This is a genomic window from Neomicrococcus aestuarii, from assembly GCF_014201135.1.
In the GTDB taxonomy this organism is placed as follows: Bacteria; Actinomycetota; Actinomycetes; order Actinomycetales; family Micrococcaceae; genus Neomicrococcus; species Neomicrococcus aestuarii.
This window is the reverse complement of sequence record NZ_JACHDR010000001.1, coordinates 1,694,115-1,711,567: the sequence shown is the minus strand read 5'-3', so window position 1 is coordinate 1,711,567 and position 17,453 is coordinate 1,694,115. Positions and strand designations below refer to the sequence as shown.

Annotated in this window: 19 protein-coding genes and 1 riboswitch; of the genes, 4 read left to right on the top strand and 15 right to left on the bottom strand. The window is 59.9% G+C overall.

Annotation, left to right across the window (positions count from 1 at the left end; all coding sequences use genetic code 11):
- Positions 1-65: 65 nt before the first annotated feature.
- A complete protein-coding gene (locus HD598_RS07660) occupies positions 66-668 on the bottom strand; it encodes a LysE/ArgO family amino acid transporter (RefSeq protein WP_311538984.1) in 603 nt (200 codons plus the stop codon).
- A 70-nt stretch (positions 669-738) separates the two neighbouring features.
- Here HD598_RS07660 and HD598_RS07655 point away from each other — a divergent pair, with 70 nt between their 5' ends.
- Positions 739-1,602 (top strand): LysR family transcriptional regulator ArgP, encoded by an 864-nt coding sequence (locus tag HD598_RS07655; protein ID WP_183664938.1) that lies wholly within the window; start codon positions 739-741, stop codon positions 1,600-1,602.
- Here the strand turns inward: HD598_RS07655 and HD598_RS07650 are convergent.
- Positions 1,595-1,999, bottom strand: coding sequence for a DUF1801 domain-containing protein (locus tag HD598_RS07650; protein ID WP_071894498.1), 405 nt, complete (start codon positions 1,997-1,999; stop codon positions 1,595-1,597). The two genes, HD598_RS07655 and HD598_RS07650, sit on opposite strands and share 8 nt — an antisense overlap.
- Before the next feature lie 56 nt (positions 2,000-2,055).
- On the opposite strand from HD598_RS07650, the gene HD598_RS07645 reads away from it, so the two are divergent.
- Positions 2,056-2,925 carry a sigma-70 family RNA polymerase sigma factor gene (locus HD598_RS07645; RefSeq protein ID WP_221244620.1) on the top strand — a complete coding sequence of 290 codons (870 nt, stop codon included), beginning with the start codon at positions 2,056-2,058 and terminating at the stop codon, positions 2,923-2,925.
- Here HD598_RS07645 and HD598_RS07640 read toward each other — a convergent pair.
- Together HD598_RS07640 and dnaB are read right to left on the bottom strand one after the other, a co-directional pair.
- A complete protein-coding gene (locus HD598_RS07640) occupies positions 2,922-3,173 on the bottom strand; it encodes a hypothetical protein (RefSeq protein WP_183664936.1) in 252 nt (83 codons plus the stop codon). The two genes, HD598_RS07645 and HD598_RS07640, sit on opposite strands and share 4 nt — an antisense overlap.
- 80 nt (positions 3,174-3,253) lie before the next feature.
- On the bottom strand, positions 3,254-4,618 hold the full coding sequence (gene dnaB, locus HD598_RS07635) for a replicative DNA helicase (protein WP_183664934.1): 1,365 nt from the start codon (positions 4,616-4,618) through the stop codon (positions 3,254-3,256).
- Between the two features lie 716 nt (positions 4,619-5,334).
- On the opposite strand from dnaB, the gene HD598_RS07630 reads away from it, so the two are divergent.
- Positions 5,335-5,766 (top strand): DUF1801 domain-containing protein, encoded by a 432-nt coding sequence (locus HD598_RS07630; RefSeq protein ID WP_183664932.1) that lies wholly within the window; start codon positions 5,335-5,337, stop codon positions 5,764-5,766.
- A 94-nt stretch (positions 5,767-5,860) separates the two neighbouring features.
- On the opposite strand, the gene HD598_RS07625 is transcribed toward HD598_RS07630, so the two are convergent.
- From HD598_RS07625 to HD598_RS07575, 11 genes are all read right to left on the bottom strand, one after another.
- Positions 5,861-6,409: a flavin reductase family protein gene (locus HD598_RS07625; protein ID WP_071894493.1), complete on the bottom strand. Its 549-nt coding sequence runs from the start codon at positions 6,407-6,409 to the stop codon at positions 5,861-5,863.
- A gap of 40 nt (positions 6,410-6,449) precedes the next feature.
- Positions 6,450-6,564: riboswitch (SAM riboswitch) on the bottom strand.
- 761 nt (positions 6,565-7,325) lie between these two features.
- Positions 7,326-7,784, bottom strand: coding sequence for a 50S ribosomal protein L9 (rplI, locus tag HD598_RS07620; RefSeq protein WP_071894492.1), 459 nt, complete (start codon positions 7,782-7,784; stop codon positions 7,326-7,328).
- A gap of 15 nt (positions 7,785-7,799) precedes the next feature.
- Positions 7,800-8,039, bottom strand: coding sequence for a 30S ribosomal protein S18 (gene rpsR / locus HD598_RS07615; RefSeq protein WP_071894491.1), 240 nt, complete (start codon positions 8,037-8,039; stop codon positions 7,800-7,802).
- 101 nt (positions 8,040-8,140) lie between these two features.
- Positions 8,141-8,707, bottom strand: coding sequence for a single-stranded DNA-binding protein (locus HD598_RS07610; RefSeq protein WP_183664930.1), 567 nt, complete (start codon positions 8,705-8,707; stop codon positions 8,141-8,143).
- 40 nt (positions 8,708-8,747) lie between these two features.
- Positions 8,748-9,053 (bottom strand): 30S ribosomal protein S6, encoded by a 306-nt coding sequence (rpsF, locus tag HD598_RS07605; RefSeq protein WP_183664928.1) that lies wholly within the window; start codon positions 9,051-9,053, stop codon positions 8,748-8,750.
- 213 nt (positions 9,054-9,266) lie between these two features.
- Entirely contained in the window at positions 9,267-10,559 is a 1,293-nt protein-coding gene (locus HD598_RS07600; RefSeq protein WP_183664926.1) for a M18 family aminopeptidase, read from the bottom strand.
- A 28-nt stretch (positions 10,560-10,587) separates the two neighbouring features.
- Positions 10,588-11,406 (bottom strand): response regulator, encoded by an 819-nt coding sequence (locus HD598_RS07595; protein WP_183664924.1) that lies wholly within the window; start codon positions 11,404-11,406, stop codon positions 10,588-10,590.
- Entirely contained in the window at positions 11,403-12,776 is a 1,374-nt protein-coding gene (locus tag HD598_RS07590) for a sensor histidine kinase (protein WP_183664921.1), read from the bottom strand. The genes HD598_RS07595 and HD598_RS07590 overlap by 4 nt, the downstream gene beginning before the upstream one ends.
- A 65-nt stretch (positions 12,777-12,841) precedes the next feature.
- The gene (locus tag HD598_RS07585; protein ID WP_183664919.1) at positions 12,842-13,723 is read right to left on the bottom strand and encodes a hypothetical protein; all 882 of its coding nucleotides are present in this window, start codon (positions 13,721-13,723) and stop codon (positions 12,842-12,844) included.
- Between the two features lie 2 nt (positions 13,724-13,725).
- On the bottom strand, positions 13,726-14,658 hold the full coding sequence (locus tag HD598_RS07580; RefSeq protein ID WP_183664917.1) for an ABC transporter ATP-binding protein: 933 nt from the start codon (positions 14,656-14,658) through the stop codon (positions 13,726-13,728).
- A gap of 101 nt (positions 14,659-14,759) precedes the next feature.
- Positions 14,760-16,352 carry a glycosyltransferase family 87 protein gene (locus HD598_RS07575; RefSeq protein WP_183664915.1) on the bottom strand — a complete coding sequence of 531 codons (1,593 nt, stop codon included), beginning with the start codon at positions 16,350-16,352 and terminating at the stop codon, positions 14,760-14,762.
- Positions 16,353-16,456: 104 nt separating this feature from the next.
- Between HD598_RS07575 and HD598_RS07570 the strand changes: the two genes are divergently transcribed.
- Positions 16,457-17,419, top strand: coding sequence for a hypothetical protein (locus HD598_RS07570; protein ID WP_183664913.1), 963 nt, complete (start codon positions 16,457-16,459; stop codon positions 17,417-17,419).
- Positions 17,420-17,453 lie beyond the last annotated feature (34 nt).

The window sequence follows — 17,453 nt, the reverse complement described above, 5'->3', positions numbered from 1 at the left end:
GCCAGTCCCCGACAGCCCACCGGCTAGCCTTTCGTACGACCGATAGACCGCCGACGTCCTGAGGTTTAGACGGGAAGCGTCGCGAGGCGAACCGCGAGGATCGTCAAAATCACGCCAATCGACAGGTCAATGATGCGCCAAGTCCGCGGGCTCTTGACGAGCGGCGCAAGCGCCTGAGCGCCAAAACCCAACGCAAGGAACCACACCACGGAGCCCAGCATCGCTCCGGCAGCGAAGAACCACTGCTCTCCGGGGTGCTGGTTCGCGAGTGCGCCCAAGAGCACCACGGTGTCCAGATACACGTGGGGGTTCAGGAACGTCATCGCGAGCGTTGTCCCGACTACCGCCTTGAGGCTCAATCGCGTGGCCGCCGTGGGATCCAGTGCTTCCTTGTGCGCCGCACGGCGGAAGGACTGATAGGCAAGGAACGCCAAGTACGCGGCGCCTGCCCATTTGAGAACCACCAGCACGGACGGGAACTCCTGCACCACAATTCCCAGACCTGCAGTGCCCGCAGCAATCAGCAACATGTCAGCAAAGATGCAGATCAGCACGGCCACGCCCACGTGGTTTCGCATCAGGCCTTGGCGCAACACAAACGTGTTCTGGGCGCCAATAGCAACGATCAAAGAGAGGCCGGTCAAGAAACCGGAAAGAGCAGTAGTCACAAGCAACAACAGTAGGGATGCTCAGCCATTCAGTACAGCTAAATATTCTTCAGTACGGTAAGAATTACTTATGCGCTGGAATCGAGAACACCTCGCCACCCTCACGGCCATCGTGGAGACCGGCACCTTTGACGCCGCCGCAAAACAGCTCTCCATGACTGCCTCCGCCGTGAGCCAGCGAATCCGCGCGCTCGAAAACCAGGCTGGTCAGGTGCTGATTGTGCGCGGAACCCCGTGCGTTCCCACCGAGGCCGGACTCGCGCTGGTGCGGCTGACCAAACAGATGGAGCTCTCCGAGTCCGAGGCAGCCACCGTCCTAGACAAAGCTCACTCCGCTCACACGGTTTCCATCGCCGTCAACGCAGACTCGATGGCCACTTGGTTCGCGCGCTGCCTCCCAGACTTCGCCGCGCTACACCCCACTTCGGTGGAGATCCATCTCGAAGACCAACAACATTCCGCGGAACTGCTTCGCACCGCCCAAGTGATGGCTGCTGTGACCTCCGATCCGCACCCGGTTCAGGGCTGCTCAGCGCAACCCCTCGCGGTCATGAGGTATGTTCCCGCAGCGCGAGCAGACGTCGTCGTACGCCATACAGAACGCGGAAAACTGAACTGGAACACGCTACCGGTGGTGCACTTCAACCCGAAAGACGCCATCCAACGAGACCTGCTGGCGGAGCGCGGGGCGACCCCCGAAACTCAGCACACCGTCCCCAGTTCCGAAGGTTTTGCGCGCGCCGTTCTCGCGGGCATGGGGTGGGGCGCGATGCCACTTCTGCAATGCCAAAAGCACTTTGACAGCGGCAAACTCGTGCCGCTCGAGCCTGATTTGTACGTGGATATTCCGCTGTATTGGCAGCGCTGGAAGATCGAATCGAAAGTGCTGGATGCGCTCGGCGACATCGTGAGGAAGCGAGCGCAGGCTATTTAGCCGTCTTCTTCGCAGCTTTCTTCTCCGCGTTGTAGGCGGCCGCGGCGCGCACTAGCTCAATGAAGTGCTCTTTATTGAGGTCAAGAGACTCATCAACGTCAATCGCGCGGCGCTGGTTTCCGTTGCCGTTGTTGAAAAGGCCATGCGGATCCTCGTAGAGCGCGCCGAAGTTGAAGGTGAGCTTGATCTTGTCCTTGTGCGCATCACCCACAATCATGATGCCGTCCTTCTCCCACACAGGACTGCCCATCCACTTCCACGTCTCCGTCACGTCCGGGACCGCTTCCTTGATCCATTCACGCATTTGCGAGAGCCGTTCGCCGCGCCAATCCTCTATGCTCGCAATGAGCTCGTCGATCTTCTGTGGAGCTTGGGACTGATCTTCTAGCTTGGCCATGAGCGGTCCTTTCGTTGAGTGACACCGTACTGCATGCATCTTGAGGAGATTCTCTGTTGGCACCGGACGAATTAGCAAACGCTTTTGAAGCTGAGCGCCCGCGACTGACTCGCGTTGCCGCGCGCGTGTTGGGTGATGCGTCCGAGGCCGAGGACATGGTCCAGCTGGCGTGGCTGCGGTTGGCTGGAACGAACGAGTCCATCGAGAACCTGCCCGGTTGGCTCACCACCGTGACCGTCCGGTTGTGCCTGGATCGTTTGCGGGCGAAGGTTCCGGTGGCGGAGGAAGATTTGGAGATCACTGAGGACGTTCCCGATGTTGCCGATGAGGTGCTGCTGGGGGAAGAACTTGGGGCAGCGCTGCAGGTGGTTCTCGAGCGATTGTCGCCTCGTGAGCGCGTGGCTTTCGTATTGCATGACAGCTTCGCCTTTGATTTCGATTCCATTGCCGCGATGCTCGAGGTTTCCCCGGCCGCCGCGCGAAAACTTGCTTCCCGGGCGCGCACCAAATTGCGGGAAAATGCCATGCCTCTCCCCTCGCCGGTGCCTGATTGGGAGATTGTGGACGCGTTTTTATCCGCCGCGAAGCAAGGCGAATTCGAGCGGTTGCTGACGCTATTGGCGCCGGATGTGGTGATCGGCGGAGACGCCGCGGCCATTGCGATGGGCACGCCCGAGCGCATTTCTGGCCGGGACACGGTGGCGACCTTCTTCAATGGCGCCGCCCAGACCGCGTTCCCTGCGTTCATTGGTTCGCGGGCTGGAGCGGCGTGGATTGATCGCGGAATTGCGCGGGTCGCTTTCGACTTCGCCATCCACAACGGCCAGGTCCGGAGCATTACGTTCCGCGCGGATCCTGACGTGCTGCAGACGGTGGCGCGGCGCAAGGATGATTCCTTGCTAGTACGACGACGCAGCTCGCCTTAAGCGTTAACGGCTCCGTCTTCGGGGAGCTCGGCAAAGGTCTTCTTCATGTCGCGGTACCAGCCAAGTGCGGCCCACGGCTTACGCCAGCGACCCTTCATCTCTTCGCGAGCAGGCACATGGGTTTCGTCCCCAGCCTTGACGGCTTCCTTGAGGTGCTTGTCTTGAGCGTTGATCACGTCATCGGCAGTCTTGCCGGTGTGCGCGACGTCGCAAGGTCCGCCGAATTGGCGGCAGGTCATGGTTTTCATCGTCTCTCAGTGTCCTTTCGGTGAAGTACTGCTACTTCTATGACGGATCTACTCGGTGAAATGTGACCAGTCGAGGCGAATTAGCGAGCCATGTTGCTAAAGCGCGAGTAGTGACCTTGGAACGCCACCACAATGTTTCCGGTGGGACCGTTACGGTGCTTGGCCACAATGATGTCCGCTTCGCCTGGACGCTCGGAGGTGTCCTTGTTGACCACGTCGTCGCGGTGGAGCAAGAGCACCACGTCGGCGTCCTGCTCAATTGAGCCGGATTCACGAAGGTCGGAAATCACGGGGCGCTTATCCGGGCGTTGCTCGGAGCCACGGTTCAGCTGGGAAAGCGCGATCACGGGGACGTCGAGCTCTTTCGCGAGCAGCTTGAGAGCACGCGAGAACTCGGAGACTTCTTGCTGACGGGATTCCACGCGCTTGCCGGAGCTCATGAGCTGCAGGTAGTCAATGATGACCAGTTTGAGGTCATTCTTCTGCTTCAGACGGCGGCACTTGGCACGGATTTCCATAAGCGACATGTTGGGCGAATCGTCAATGAACAAGGGCGCGCTGTTGAGGCGTCCCATGGTGTTGGCGATCTTCTGCCAGTCCTCGTTACGCACGTTACCCTTACGCAAGTCCTGGAGCATGAGCTGTCCCTCCGCGGAGAGCAAGCGCATCGCGATCTCGTTACGGCCCATTTCCAGGGAGAAGAACACCGTGGCCATGTCATGGTGGATGGCTGCCGAGCGGGCGAAGTCCAGCGCGAACGTGGACTTACCCATTGCGGGACGTGCGGCGATGACGATCATCTGTCCGCCGTGGAGACCCTGCGTGAGCTCATCGAGTTCGTAAAAGCCGGTGGGGACACCGGTGAGGCCGTCGCCCCGGCTGCCGTTAGCCTCGATCTCGTCGACCGTGGCTTCCATGATGTCGCGAAGGGCCACGTAGTCTTCTGCGGTCTCTCGCTCAGAGACGGTGTAGATCTCCGCTTGAGCAGCATTGACGATCTCTTCGACTTCGCCGCCTTGCGAGTACCCCATGTTCACAATGCGGGTACCTGCTTCGACGAGCCTGCGCAGTACTGCGCGTTCGTGCACAATCTCGGCGTAGTAGCCGGCGTTGGCGGCTGTTGGAACGGACTGAATGAGCGTGTGTAGGTAACCGGGACCGCCGATGCGGCCGATTTCTCCGCGCTTGGTCAGCTCATCTGCCACCGTGACTGCGTCAGCAGGTTCGCCCTTGCCGTAGAGGTCAAGGATGGCCTCGTAAATAGCCTCGTGGTTTGGTCGGTAGAAATCCGGGCCGCGAAGGACTTCGATGCAGTCGGCGATGGCATCCTTGGAGAGCATCATGCCGCCCAAAACGCTCTGTTCTGCAACGATGTCTTGCGGTGGCGTGCGCGCAAACTGCGTGTCTTCAGAACGTGATGCGTTGTCCAGGTGCTGAACGGCCACGAATTCCCCTTGATGTACTTAGCGTGATCCCGTGAAAGCCCACGGCGGCGCAATTCTTAGCTCTTGCGTCAGAAGTCCATTGTCCTGACACCCAGTGACACTTAGAAAAGACCAACGTTGGGGATGGAAAATAGGCACTCTGCGATATAGAGCTCAGGCAACCATAGTCCCGTAGTTCGTCCGACTCAAATGAGTTATCCACAGGCCATGTGCATAACTGACACATTCATCCACCGCCCATGTGTATAACTTGGGGATATCCCTGTGACCCCAACCTTGTTTCTGACCATTAACCAGCTCTGACTAGGCTAAACACAAATTCACAGCTGTGGATTCAAAATACTTTTCCACAAAGGTTCAAGCGCCACCTCCAGGTTCAAGCCGATCTACAGTGGATAAATACTTGAAAATTTGGGGATACCCACAAGAGTTATCCACAGGTTGGGGGTACTTGTGCACAGACACGCGCGGGATCATGCTAAGAACTTGACTGGAAGCTTTCATCCGTGCATCGAGTGCATCCGCCGTTTGGAGTCCGTCAGTTGTGGCGTCATCACCAGCCGGCCACTCGGTTTGAGGGCAACGAATGCCTCGTGATGATGACGCGCCATTGGAGACACTGTGCAGCGTGAGTGGTTTCAGATGGCGCCCCGTGCGAAGTGGAGCGTTTATCGATGTCGCGACAGAGAGCACGCAGGGCCACTACATTGGTGTTTATGGCCGAGAACAAGACGCAACCCACAGTTGTTGACCCTCGCGAGTTCATCGCTTCCGTAGAGCACCCCACGCGGCGTGCGGACGGCGAAGTGCTGCTGGAGCTCATGGAGGAAGTCACCGGCAAGCCACCGGTGATGTGGGGACCCACCATTGTGGGCTTCGACGAGTACTTTTACCGCTATGACAGTGGGCACGAAGGAACGGCACCCATGGTGGGATTCTCGCCGCGCAAGGCAAGCCTGTCGCTGTACGGAATCAAAGAGGCTCCGGAATCCGCCGAACTACTCGCCAAGCTTGGCAAGCACAAGACGGCGGTCGCCTGCGTATACGTCAATAAGCTCGCCGACATAGACCTAGAGGTCTTGAAAGAGCTTGTGCGTGTAGGACATCGGCACTACGCCGAAGTGCTGAACCAATCAGCAGAGAGATAAGCGCGCGCCCGGCAAGTGATGCCGGGCGGTGGCGATTCAGCGCGGTCGGCTTCTAGACAAGCGCGTCTAGACGAACGTGTCTGAACTGGCGCGTTTAGACGAGCGCGTTGTCCTTGAGCGTGCGGAAGGCCGAGCCATGGAAAACCAGTGGTTCGTTAGCGTCGCCGTGGGATTCGTGGCCGTGAACGCGCAAGAGCACCACCTGGTGGTCCCCTGCAGGGAACTCGGACTCAACGGTGCAGTCCAGCCATAGTGCTGCGTCCTCAAGGAACAAGGCTCCGTCATCAGTGGATGCAAGGTTGAGGCCAGCGAAGCGATCGCCATTGCGGGATGCGATCTGGCGGCAGACACCTTCGTGGCTCTCGCCAAGGATGGATACGCCAATGCGCTCTGCGCCGCGGACGATTGGCCACGTGCGGGACGAATTTTGTACTGCGAACATCACCAGTGGTGGCTCAAGGGAAACGCCAACCGTGAAGGAAGAGGCCACGATTCCCTGAGGTTCCCCGTTGACGATTGCGCACAACGCGGCAACGCCTGATGGGAAACGTGAAAATGCCTGACGGAGGGACTGAGCTCCCACATCATGAGAAATGGTGCCGCTACCGGTGGTAACGGTGGTGCTCTCTACGCTGGCGGTCATAACAGTTCCTTAGGTAACTCGTCCGCAGTCCGTTGGTCGGATGCAGTACTTGCGTTGCGGAGTTCCCCGAACGCCGAATCGTCACCTGGAGCACCCCACTACTACCAGAGGGTTGCCGGTCAACCAGCCAGGGCTTGTCATTGACTCTCTTGATTCTGAGTTCAACGGTAAGGCGTATTCGATCTACTCGTCAAAAGTGGGCGAAACATTTCGAAAAGCTAAGGAACCAGCTATTGACATAGAACAGAAGATGGAAATAGTCCGGAAACATCGAAGAAACATCAATCCCAGCGTCACTTGATCATTCAATCGACGCGGGCGGAATCACTTCGCCGCCATCTCGGGGAGTACTAGCACCCCTCTCAATGCGTCACTGGACGTCATGAAAGGTCCCTCGTGGGCGATGTGAAGTGATGAACGGAACTGTGGAGCCCCGGTAGAAGACCAAACGTAGCTGGTGTTGTGTGATCGTCGCTATTGAAACTACGATGACGCAACACCAGCTACGCAGCGCCGAATGGCCCGCAACAATCCGTACGTTTCGACATTCGGCCAAGCAACATTGGCTACGACGCCAGCGCGCGCCACACAACAATCGCTACGTCGAGCCGATGGGCGTGCAACTATCCGTACGTTTCGGTTTTCGGCCACGCAACAATCTGTACGTCTCGACATTCGGCGACACAACAATCGCTACGTCGCCGCACGGGACGCCGGTGCCGCGCGGTAAGAACGCGCAGCAAGACACTGCCAACAAAAACAAGCGGCCAGAACTAGGTTCAAGAAGAGCACCGAGAAGACGAGAGCAGGCATGACGAGAGCTCGGAAGTGAAGATGTTGAAGTGGAAGAACAAAAAGAAGAACCGCCCCCAACCGGGAGCGGCTCTTCTAAATTCTCAGCTATTCAGCGTGAAGGTTACTTGCCCTTTGCGGCAACAACCTGAACGTCGAATGCAGCCAAGACGTCTTCGTGCAAGCGAGCGGTAACCGAGTGGTTACCAACAGACTTGATGGCGTCCTGGATCTCGATCGAGCGGCGGTCGAGGTTGCCGAGGCCGGCTTCTTCGATTGCTGCTGCGATGTCAGCTGGCTTGACGGTGCCGAAGAGGCGTCCCGCTTCACCAGCCTTGACGGAGAGACGAATGGTGGTGGACTTGAGCTTTGCAGCCAAAGCCTGTGCATCCTCGAGGTTTGCAATGGCCTTTGCGGCGCGAGCAGCGTTGAGAGCCTCAACGTGCTTTTCTGCACCCTTGGTCCACGGCATTGCGAAGCCGCGTGGGAGAAGGTAGTTACGTGCGTAACCGTTCTTTACTTCCACTACGTCGCCAGGAGTACCGAGTCCGGTAACTTCGTGAGTCAAAATGAGCTTTGCCATGTTTGTTTTCCTTCCTTAGCCGCGGCCAGCGCCGGAGTAAGGCAACAAGGCGACTTCACGAGCGTTCTTGATTGCCTGAGCAATCTTGCGCTGTTCCTGAACGGAAACGCCGGTCACGCGACGTGCACGGATCTTTCCGCGATCGGAGATGAACTTACGCAGCAAAGCTACGTCCTTGTAGTCGATGACCGTCACATCGGCGGCCTTCAATGGATTCGACTTTGGTTTGGGCTTACGGAGTTCAGCCTTAGCCATCGTGGAGCTCCTTTTCTGTTGGAGCCCGCAGATCAATCTGCGGGATGGTGAATGTTTTGTTTATAGAAGATCGAGGACGATCTCCCGCGTGAGCGGGATGTTTAGAACGGTGGTTCGTCGTTCCCGAGGTCGTTGCCCCAACCATCCGAAGATGAGGTGGAAGCACTGCTTTCCCACGGGTTGTCATTCTGGCGCTGTGGCTGAGCGTTAGCTGCGCCCCAGTTGCCGCCTCCACCGGAGTTGCCCCCGTTGAAGTTGCCACCAGAATTTCCACCACCGAAGTTGCCGCCGCCACCGCCGGAGCGCTGAGCACGGCTAACCTTTGCCGAAGCGAAACGAAGCGATGGGCCGATTTCCTCGACCTCAAGCTCCATTACGGTGCGGCGTTCGCCCTCTTTGGTTTCGTACGAACGAGACTTGAGGCGACCCTGAGCGATGACACGCATGCCCTTCGTGAGCGTCTCAGCTACGTTTTCGGCAGCTTCGCGCCACACAGACGCGCGGAGGAACAGCGCTTCGCCGTCCTTCCACTCGTTGGACTGGCGATCAAAGGTCCGAGGCGTCGATGCGATCGTAAAGTTCGCAACGGCGGATCCGGACGGGGTGAATCGAAGTTCGGGATCGGACGTCAAGTTTCCGATCACAGTGATAACTGTCTCGCCTGCCATGGTTCCCCTTCAGTAGTGTTCGTACGCGGTATCCGCGAGATTACTCTGCGGAAACCTTCTGATCTTCCGGACGAATGATCTTGGTACGCATGATCTGTTCAGACAAAGAAAGCTGACGGTCGAGTTCGGCCGACGTTGCAGGCTCTGCCGTGAAGTTAACGACTACGTAGATCGCTTCAGACTTCTTCTGGATTTCGTATGCCAAGCGGCGACGTCCCCAGATATCAACGTTGTCAATAGTTCCACCCTCGTTGGTTACAACTTCGAGGAACTTGTTGATGGTTGGTTCAACGGTGCGCTCGTCGACCTCTGGGTCGATCAGCACCATCAATTCATAAGCACGCATGTGAACCCACCTCCTTTGGACTTAACGGTCACGGTCTTTCCGCAACAGGAGGTTCTTCGCGTTGGTGAATGTGACCCCATATGGACATGCGGGCACAAACAACCTCAGCTATCTTACCGGAATTTCTCCCCTAACCATAACGACGGCGCAGCTTCCTTCCCAGCCCCACAGTGGGTTCTTGGGGACAACCGTGCCGCTTCCGCCGGCTTGTGTCTAGCTGTGGGTGAAGAACGCCTGCGCAATGCGTGAGAGCGAGTACAAGTCCTCGACGTGCGCCATTTCTCGTGCCGAGTGCATCGAGAGCAGCGGAACGCCCACGTCCAAGGTTCGAATGCCGATCCGCGTGGCCGTGATGGGGCCGATGGTGGACCCGCATGGCATCGCGTTGTTGGAGACAAACTCTTGGTAGCGGGCATCAGCCGTGGCGCACCACTGCGTCCACGCCGCCGCCCCAGGAGCATCCGTGGAGTAGCGCTGGTTCGCGTTGATCTTCAAGAGCGGTCCTTGACCGGCCACGGGCTGATTGTGGGGGTCGTGGCGCTCCGGGTAGTTCGGGTGAATCGCGTGCCCGGCATCCGAGGACAAGCACACCGAATCCGCCACGGCCCGGTAGGACTCTTCAAGAGACCCGCCCAGCGCGAAGCCGATCCTGCGCACCACTTCTTCCAAGAACGGCCCGGCCGCACCGGAGCGGGACGCGGAACCGATTTCCTCGTGGTCGAACGCCGCGATCATGGCAATTCGCTCGCCTGGGGCGTCGGCAATCTCGAGCAAAGCGGTCAGGGAAGCGTGTACGGAGCTGAGGTTGTCGAGTCGGCCGGAGGCCAAGAATTCGTTCGTGGCACCAAAGAGAGCCGGCGCCTGCGCGTCGCACGCTACGACGTCGTACCCGCCAATGCTGAGCGGATCGATGCCGGCAGCGTCCGCCAGTACCGCCAAAATGTCCGATTCTTCCGCCCGACCCGTGCCCCAAATGGGGTTCATGTGGCGTTGCGGATCCAGCTTGAGCCCCTCGTTGACGCCGCGGTCCAGGTGGATTGCGAGTTGCGGGAAGCGCAAAAGTGGGTCGGTGCGGGTGAGAACTTCGGTGCCGTCGTGGGTGACGAGCCGCCCGCCGAGGACCAGTTCGCGGTCCAGCCACGAGTTCAGCAGCGGCCCGCCGTACACTTCAACCCCGGCCTGCAACCAGCCAAAAGCGCTCGTGGTGGGCTTGGGCTTGAGCTTGAAGGACGGCGAATCCGTGTGGGATCCCAGAATGCGGAAGCCCGTGGTGGCCGTCGCGGAGTCCGGAATCACGAACGCGATGAGCGCGCCGTCTCGCTGCACAAAGTATTTTCCGGGCGTCAGATTCCACGCTTCGGTCTCGACGAGCGGGCTGAAACCGTCAGCCACCAGCCGCAAGACGCCTTCGGCAACGGCGTGGAAGCTCGAGGGCGACGCGGACACGAAGTCCGCGAGGTCAAGAGCGTGCTGCTGTGCTGGCGAAAACTGCGGGGTGCGTTCCATGAAACGAGCTTAACAACTCCCGCGCTTTTCAGCTCCCATTCGAGCCCGGAACCACCAATCCGTGCTCGTACGCGTAGACCACGGCCTGCACGCGGTCGCGCAGGTCAAGCTTGGTCAGGATGCGCCGCACGTGAGTTTTCACGGTGGCCTCGGAGAGGAAGAAGCGTGAGGCGATCTCGGCGTTGGAGAGCCCCTCGCTGATGGCTCCGAGCACTTCCATTTCGCGCGGGGTGAGATCCCCGCCCGGCCCCGAATGCGCCGGGTGAGGCGCTGCGGCGGTTCCGCCTGCAAAAGGTACGACGCCGCCTGGTGCCGTCCGGTGACCGCCCTCGGCTAGGTTTCCACCCGCGTAGGGTGACCCCGGGTTGCTCTGGGTGCTTGCCGCTCCCGGGGTGACGGGGCGCACGTAGGTTTCGAGCAAGCGCTGGGTGACACGAGGGGCTACGACGGCGTCGCCGCTTGCGACCACGCGCACCGCGGAGACCAGTTCTTCGGGTTCAACGTCTTTGAGTAAGAACGCTGACGCGCCAGCCCGTAGGCCTGCAAAGGCGTATTCGTCCACATCGAAGGTGGTCAGAATGATGACCTTGACCTCCGGGTATTCTGCGGCGATGCGGCGCGTGGCTTCGATGCCGTCCATTTCCGGCATGCGCACGTCCATGAGGACAATGTCCGGTGCCAGCAGCTCCGTCATTTCCACGCCTTCGCGGCCGTTCGAAGCTTCACCGACCACCGTGAAGTCGTCCTCACCCTCAAGGATGAGCCGGAAGCCCATGCGCAAAAGACGCTGGTCATCCACCAGCAAGATGTTCAGGTGTTGGTTCGTGGTCGATTCGTGCGCGGTCATGAGGCATCCTCAGTCTTAGAACGATGAATTTTCAATGGAGACGTGCGCAGATCCGCCCCCGCGGGGGCGTGGCTGGAGTCACTCGGTGAATGCACGGGAAGCGTCAACGTCACGAGCACGCGCCAGCCGCCGTCTCCCGCGGGACCGGCCTCGAGCGTGCCGTCGTACATGGCCGCGCGCTCCGCAATACCTTTGAGCCCCTGCCCCGAACCTTGGCCGGCACTCGTTCGCGTCACGGGAGCCGTGGCTTCTGAACCGTAACGAGGGGCACCTGCGTGAGCTCCGTCGTCGTACACCAACAACGTCACGTGCGTGTCCGTCCGGTCCACCCGCACGTGAACCTCGGTGGCCGTGGGAGAGTAACGCAAGGAATTCGTGAGCGACTCCTGAATGATGCGGAAAATGGTTAGCTCGAGCGTGGGATCGGCGTGAATTGCCGGCCCTGACTGCGTGAACGTGAGCGGCATGCCCGCTTTTCGGAAGCCCTCCAACATGTCCCGCAAAGACTCCTGGGACGGCTGCGGCGCCAACGGCGAGTTCGAGTCCTCGCGCAATACGGACAGCATGCGGCGCATGTCAGCGAGCGCCGTCCTGCCCGTACCGCTGATGTCCTCAAGAACCTCGCTGGCCTTGTCAGGATTGCGTTTGAGGGCAATTCGCGCGCCGTCGGAGAGGGCGATCATGACGGAGAGGGAGTGCGCCACCACATCATGCATTTCGCGGGCAATGCGCGTGCGTTCCTGGTTTTGCGCGAGCTCCCGGATTTTCAGACCCCAGTTCGCGATTTCGGCCTCGTGAATGCGGTTATTGCGCACCCACGATCCGATGCCGGTGACGAAGTAGTTGGACATCAAAATGGTGAAACCCACCAGCACCATGATCAGCACCGGGCTGACTTCGCCGCCCATTTCGGGGTTATTCAGCTCGGGATCGCCCATGAGGCGGTCAATGTTCAGCCAAATCCCCGCCACAATCAGGGCACTGGCCAGGGTTGCCAGGACGAAGGACCGGCGCGGACGGTATTTCGTGGCCACGGTGTACAGCATGATCATGGTGCCCAAGCCGCTGGTGGTCGAGTTCTGATCCACCACTACTAGCAACAGCTCTAGAGCCAGCACCAGGACGAACAGCGCGAGCGGCCACCGCCGCCTAAAGAACAACAGCACGCCCACTACGAACACGATGCTCAGGACCAGCGCCCAACTCTGAGCGCCCTCCACTAAGAACAAGAGCGGAGTAGCGCTCAAAAACAGGTAGACAGCACACACCAAGAGATCCGTGATGACGGGATGGCGGCGCAAAAAGCGCACGATGGGCCACCGTCGCCGGTCAAAGACCTCGTTGAGTGAGGGGGTGGGTGTTGCTGACATGTCTCTAGCCTACGAAAGTGGGGGCACGCTCTCGCGCGCCCCCCATACCGAATGTGGATACGTGCTTAGATATCGCGGCGCTGGGTGAGGATCGCGCCGGCAACCAGTGGCACTACAGCCCACGTGATGAGCGCTATGAGGGCCGGTACGAATTCCACATCAATCTGTCCCATGGACTGGTCCATGACCACCGTGGCCAGGGACGTGGGGAGCCACTTGACGATGTTCTGGGTGATGTCAGATTGGAAGACGGAGAGCGCCACCGGCAGCACGAACACCACGGCCACCACAATCATGATGGGACCTACAGAGTTGCGCAGAATCGCGGCAATGCCGTAGCTCATGAGCGCAATGATCATGACCGCGAATGGAGTCCACCACAGCGCCTTCTGGAAGGCCTCGCTCGAGAAGTCCTGGCCGTAGCCGTATTGCTGAGCGATCACTTCCACAATGCCCGCGGAGGCTAGGATGCCCACGACCGAAAGCACGTAGGTCAACAGCGCCACAATCAGCGCCTTCGCCCAGTAAACGGGCCAGCGGCGCGGTGTTGCCGCAAACGTGGTGCGGGCGGCACCGGTGACGAATTCGGAGCTGATGTTGATGACCGCAAGGGAGCTCAACAGCAACACCGCGAGCTGCCATCCGCCGGACGCCATGTAGTTGAAGGCACCTTCGCCGGTGGCTTCAGCGGGTACGTCGCCGGTGGTTGCGGCGCTGGAGATTTCGTCGATGAATGACGCGAACGCCCACGTGGAGAGCGCGGCAATACCCACGAAGAGCAAGATCGAGGTGATGATCAGGATCCAGTTGGAGCGCAGGCTACGTAGCTTGATGAGCTCGCTACGGATGACGCCGCCAAAGGAGTTGTTGTGGCCCAGCTCCGAGCGCCGGTAGGTGGCGGGAGCGTTGGCTTGCAGGCCGTCAGGGTTGATGGTTTGAGTGCTCATAACTACTTGCTTCCCTCCGCGGCGTCGAGAGTTTCGCCGGATTGGTATTCCACTTCCGTCTTGGTCAGGTTGAGGTACGCGTCCTCAAGGGTGACCGCCACCGGGGTTAGCTCGGTGACGAGGATGCGGTTTTCGAGGGCCAGTTGGCCGATCTGACGGGATGAAAGCCCGGAAACTTCAAGGAGCGTGGAATCGCGCTCCACAATAGTGACGCCCGGGCCGTTGAGCGCGCCCACGAGCTGTGCGGCGGCATCGGTGCGCACCCGTACGCGGTGATCGCCCGTGCTGTTGAGCAGCTGATCGATAGGGGCATCAGCAATGACGCGGCCTCGACCGATCACCACAAGATGGTCCGCGGTCTGCGCCATTTCGCTCATGAGGTGGGAGGAGATAAACACGGTGCGGCCCTCGGCGGCGAGAGCGCGGCAGAGCTGGCGCACCCATTTCACGCCTTCCGGGTCCAGGCCGTTGACGGGTTCGTCGAAAATCAGGGTCTCTGGATCACCCAGGAGTGCGCCGGCGATACCGAGGCGCTGGCCCATACCCAGCGAGTACCCCTTGATGGGCTTGTGGGCCACGGCTGCGATGCCGGTGAGCTCCAAAACGTCGTTGACGCGCTTCTTCGGGATGCCGTGGGTGGCAGCGAGGGCGCTCAAGTGTGCGCGAGCGCTGCGGTTGGGGTGTGCCGCGCGAGCGTCCAACAGGGCGCCTACTTCACGCAGCGGAGCATTATGTGCGGCGAGCGGTTTGCCGTTGATGGTGATGCTGCCTTCAGAAGGCTTATCAACTCCCATGGCCATGCGCATGGTGGTGGATTTGCCCGCACCGTTGGGCCCTAGGAATCCGGTAACTTTGCCCGCGTGCGCCGTGAACGTCGCGCCGCTTACGGCGGTTTTGGTGCCGTAGTGCTTAGTGAGTTGTTGAGCCTGAATCATGCTTCCAGCCTAGGAACATTCCTGCGCTGGCGAACCACCCTGCGGGATGAACTCGGTGATGCAGTACGACGACGCAGCTCATCCCAGCGGACGACTTCCCGTTAGCTGGAAGTACTGTTTTCACGCTCGCGGGAGGATGCTTTGGGCCCGGTGAGATAGCGGGACAGGATGGCCCAACTGAATTTGTCCGGTTGCCCGGCGAAGGGGCCGGCTTGCGGATCCTCTTGTCCCACGCGGCGGACAGGGTCCGTGCTGGGGTCAAGGATGGACATGACCACTTTGCCCATGATCCAGACGGTGGCGAGGATGTGCGCGATCACCGCGTAGACGTAGAAAGCTGGCGGGAAGGAGTGCTGTGGTTCCCACTGCGCGAAGAGCGCCCAGAGGTGTAACCAGACGGCCCAGAAGTGCAGGACTTCAAAGAGTTGCCAGATCAGGAAGTCTCTCCAGCGGGGCCACGCAAGCGCGACGAGTGGTACTAGCCAGACCACGAATTGTGGCGAGTAGACCTTGTTGAAGAGGACGAAGCTGGCCACGATCAAGAACAGGATTGAGGAGAGTCGTGGGCGTTGCTTCGCGACGAGCGCGAGGACGGCAATGAGCACGCAGGCTAGTGCGAAGCCCCAGAATCCGGCCTTGTTGATGAACTCGGCGCTCATGAGCGGCATACCGGGAACGTTGGCAGCGCCGAGGTTCCAGGCGTACCAAATGGAGGAGTATCCTGCGTCTCGGTCCCGGCTGAACTCGAAGAAGTAGGACCACGCGTCAAAGTCGGCAAGGGCGAACGGGATGTTGACGGCAATCCACGCGACGGCCGTTCCGGCCACATTCCAGATAAGGGGCTTGTACTTTCCCGTGCGGATAGCCAGCACAATGACGGCGCCTAGGAACAGGATGGGGTAAAGCTTGGTTGCCGTGCCGAGACCTATAAAGATGCCGGCCACGAAGGGTTTGTCCCGAGACCAGAAGAGCAGTGCCACAGCCAGGGCGGCGACGGCCCACATATCCCAGTTGATGGTGGTGGCCAGCATCATGCCCGGTGCTACCGCGATCATCGCCGCGTCCCACGGGCGCCGGCCCGCGGTCTTACTGGTGACGATGACCGTCAGGATCCAGAGCAGGGCGACGAAGAACAGGTTGATGTCAAAGTACGCGAGCGTGCGGTTGAACTGTCCACCGAAAGCGTCTCCGCCCGGCGTGAGCCAGGCCGTTACCGACGCCACCACGGACATGAGGACGGGGTATTCGAACAGTTCACCCCCGGTGAAGGGAGCGAAGGCGTTATCGGCGAACCCGCGGGCGTGGAAGAGCGCAGACCAGTCTGAGTAGCAGGCCCACTGATAGGAGTTCAGTCCGCCCCAGCCTTGAGTGCGGCACATGTTTTTGGCAAGGATCGCCCCGAGGATTCCAATGACCGTCAGGATCACCAGAACGCGCTGCACCGTGAAGATTCCCGGGTTGACGCGGCCTGGGTCCGTGAAGCGACCCAGGGGTCCGCCGATCACTTCGGTCAGGCGGGACAAGAAGCGATCGTTTCGTGTGGGGACGGTGATGCGCAGCGGCCCTTGCTTGGGACCGCGCGAAACAGGGCCGTGTGAAACGGAACCCTTCGAGTCAGGGGCGTTCGATTCGGAGCTGCGCGAAGACTCGCTGCGCTCGTGGCGCGTGGGGGATGTCCGTCGTGGCTCCTTCATATCTCCACACTAGCCAATATCACTTAGGCGTCTCGACTTGTTCACATCACATTCACTGTCAGGCAACCCTAGCCACCTACTGTGCAACGAGAGGGAAGGGCGCCATGACAAAAGCTCGGCAAGTTTTGCAACAAGCGGCTCGACCCGCTCTAGGAACCGCGGCCGCGTGGGCGCGCACAGATTTTCAGGCACTCTGCGTCGCTGAGGCATACAACGCGGGCGTCCTGGGACGTGCAGTCGCCCTCGCCATCTCCGCGCCGACAGAACAAGAGCGGCTCGAGTTTGCCACCGAAGCCTGGCCTCATATCCGCGCACAGTCCTCGAGCGAATTCCGTGTGGGGTGGATCGCTGAGCGCACGGGCGCCACCTGGGTGCACCACCAACGTGCTGACCGCAGAGTGATCACGGATCTGTGGGATCCCCACACTCAACGTATTTTGGCCGACGCCATCAATTCGCCGCATCCGCGCGGCGGAGTGGTCCTGGCTATTGAAGGATCTTCAGTGTTGTCATTCGCTGACCTCATTCTGGGATCCTCGCGCCTTCCCACGAGCCACACGACGCTCGCGGGTCGGCTGCGTTGGCTCGCTGAAGCCCAACGATTGTGTCTCGTCAGTTCTACCCTCCTCCCAAATTCAACCGAAAAAGGTTTAGTTGATGCTGGAGTGCGGGTTGAGGGCCACGCTTTTGAATGGCTGGGTTCCCTTCGCCCTCAGAATGCGTGTTTCGAGCCGAACGTTTTGATTGCCCCTGAGTACCGCCAGGATCAGAATGCGGAGTCCCTTGAGAACGGGATGCGTGAATTAGTGGCGAACCTCGCACTCGAGGGGCCGCTGCGTTACATCTCAGCCGGTTGGGAATCGCCAGAGCTCATTTACGAATGGCAACGCTCAGAGGTTGTCAATGTTTCACGTGGAACACAATGGCTGGGCCCGTCATTGCGTGCATTGCGCCAAAATCAAACGGTTAACGTTGTAAATGATCGGAATCTGGCCGTGTGGAAGGCCGTGACAAACGCGGCCGGAGCGGAATGGATCAACCATTTTGTAGCGGTCAAACCCCGCTGAACCCCTCACTGACGCAACGGGACCGCTCACGGAA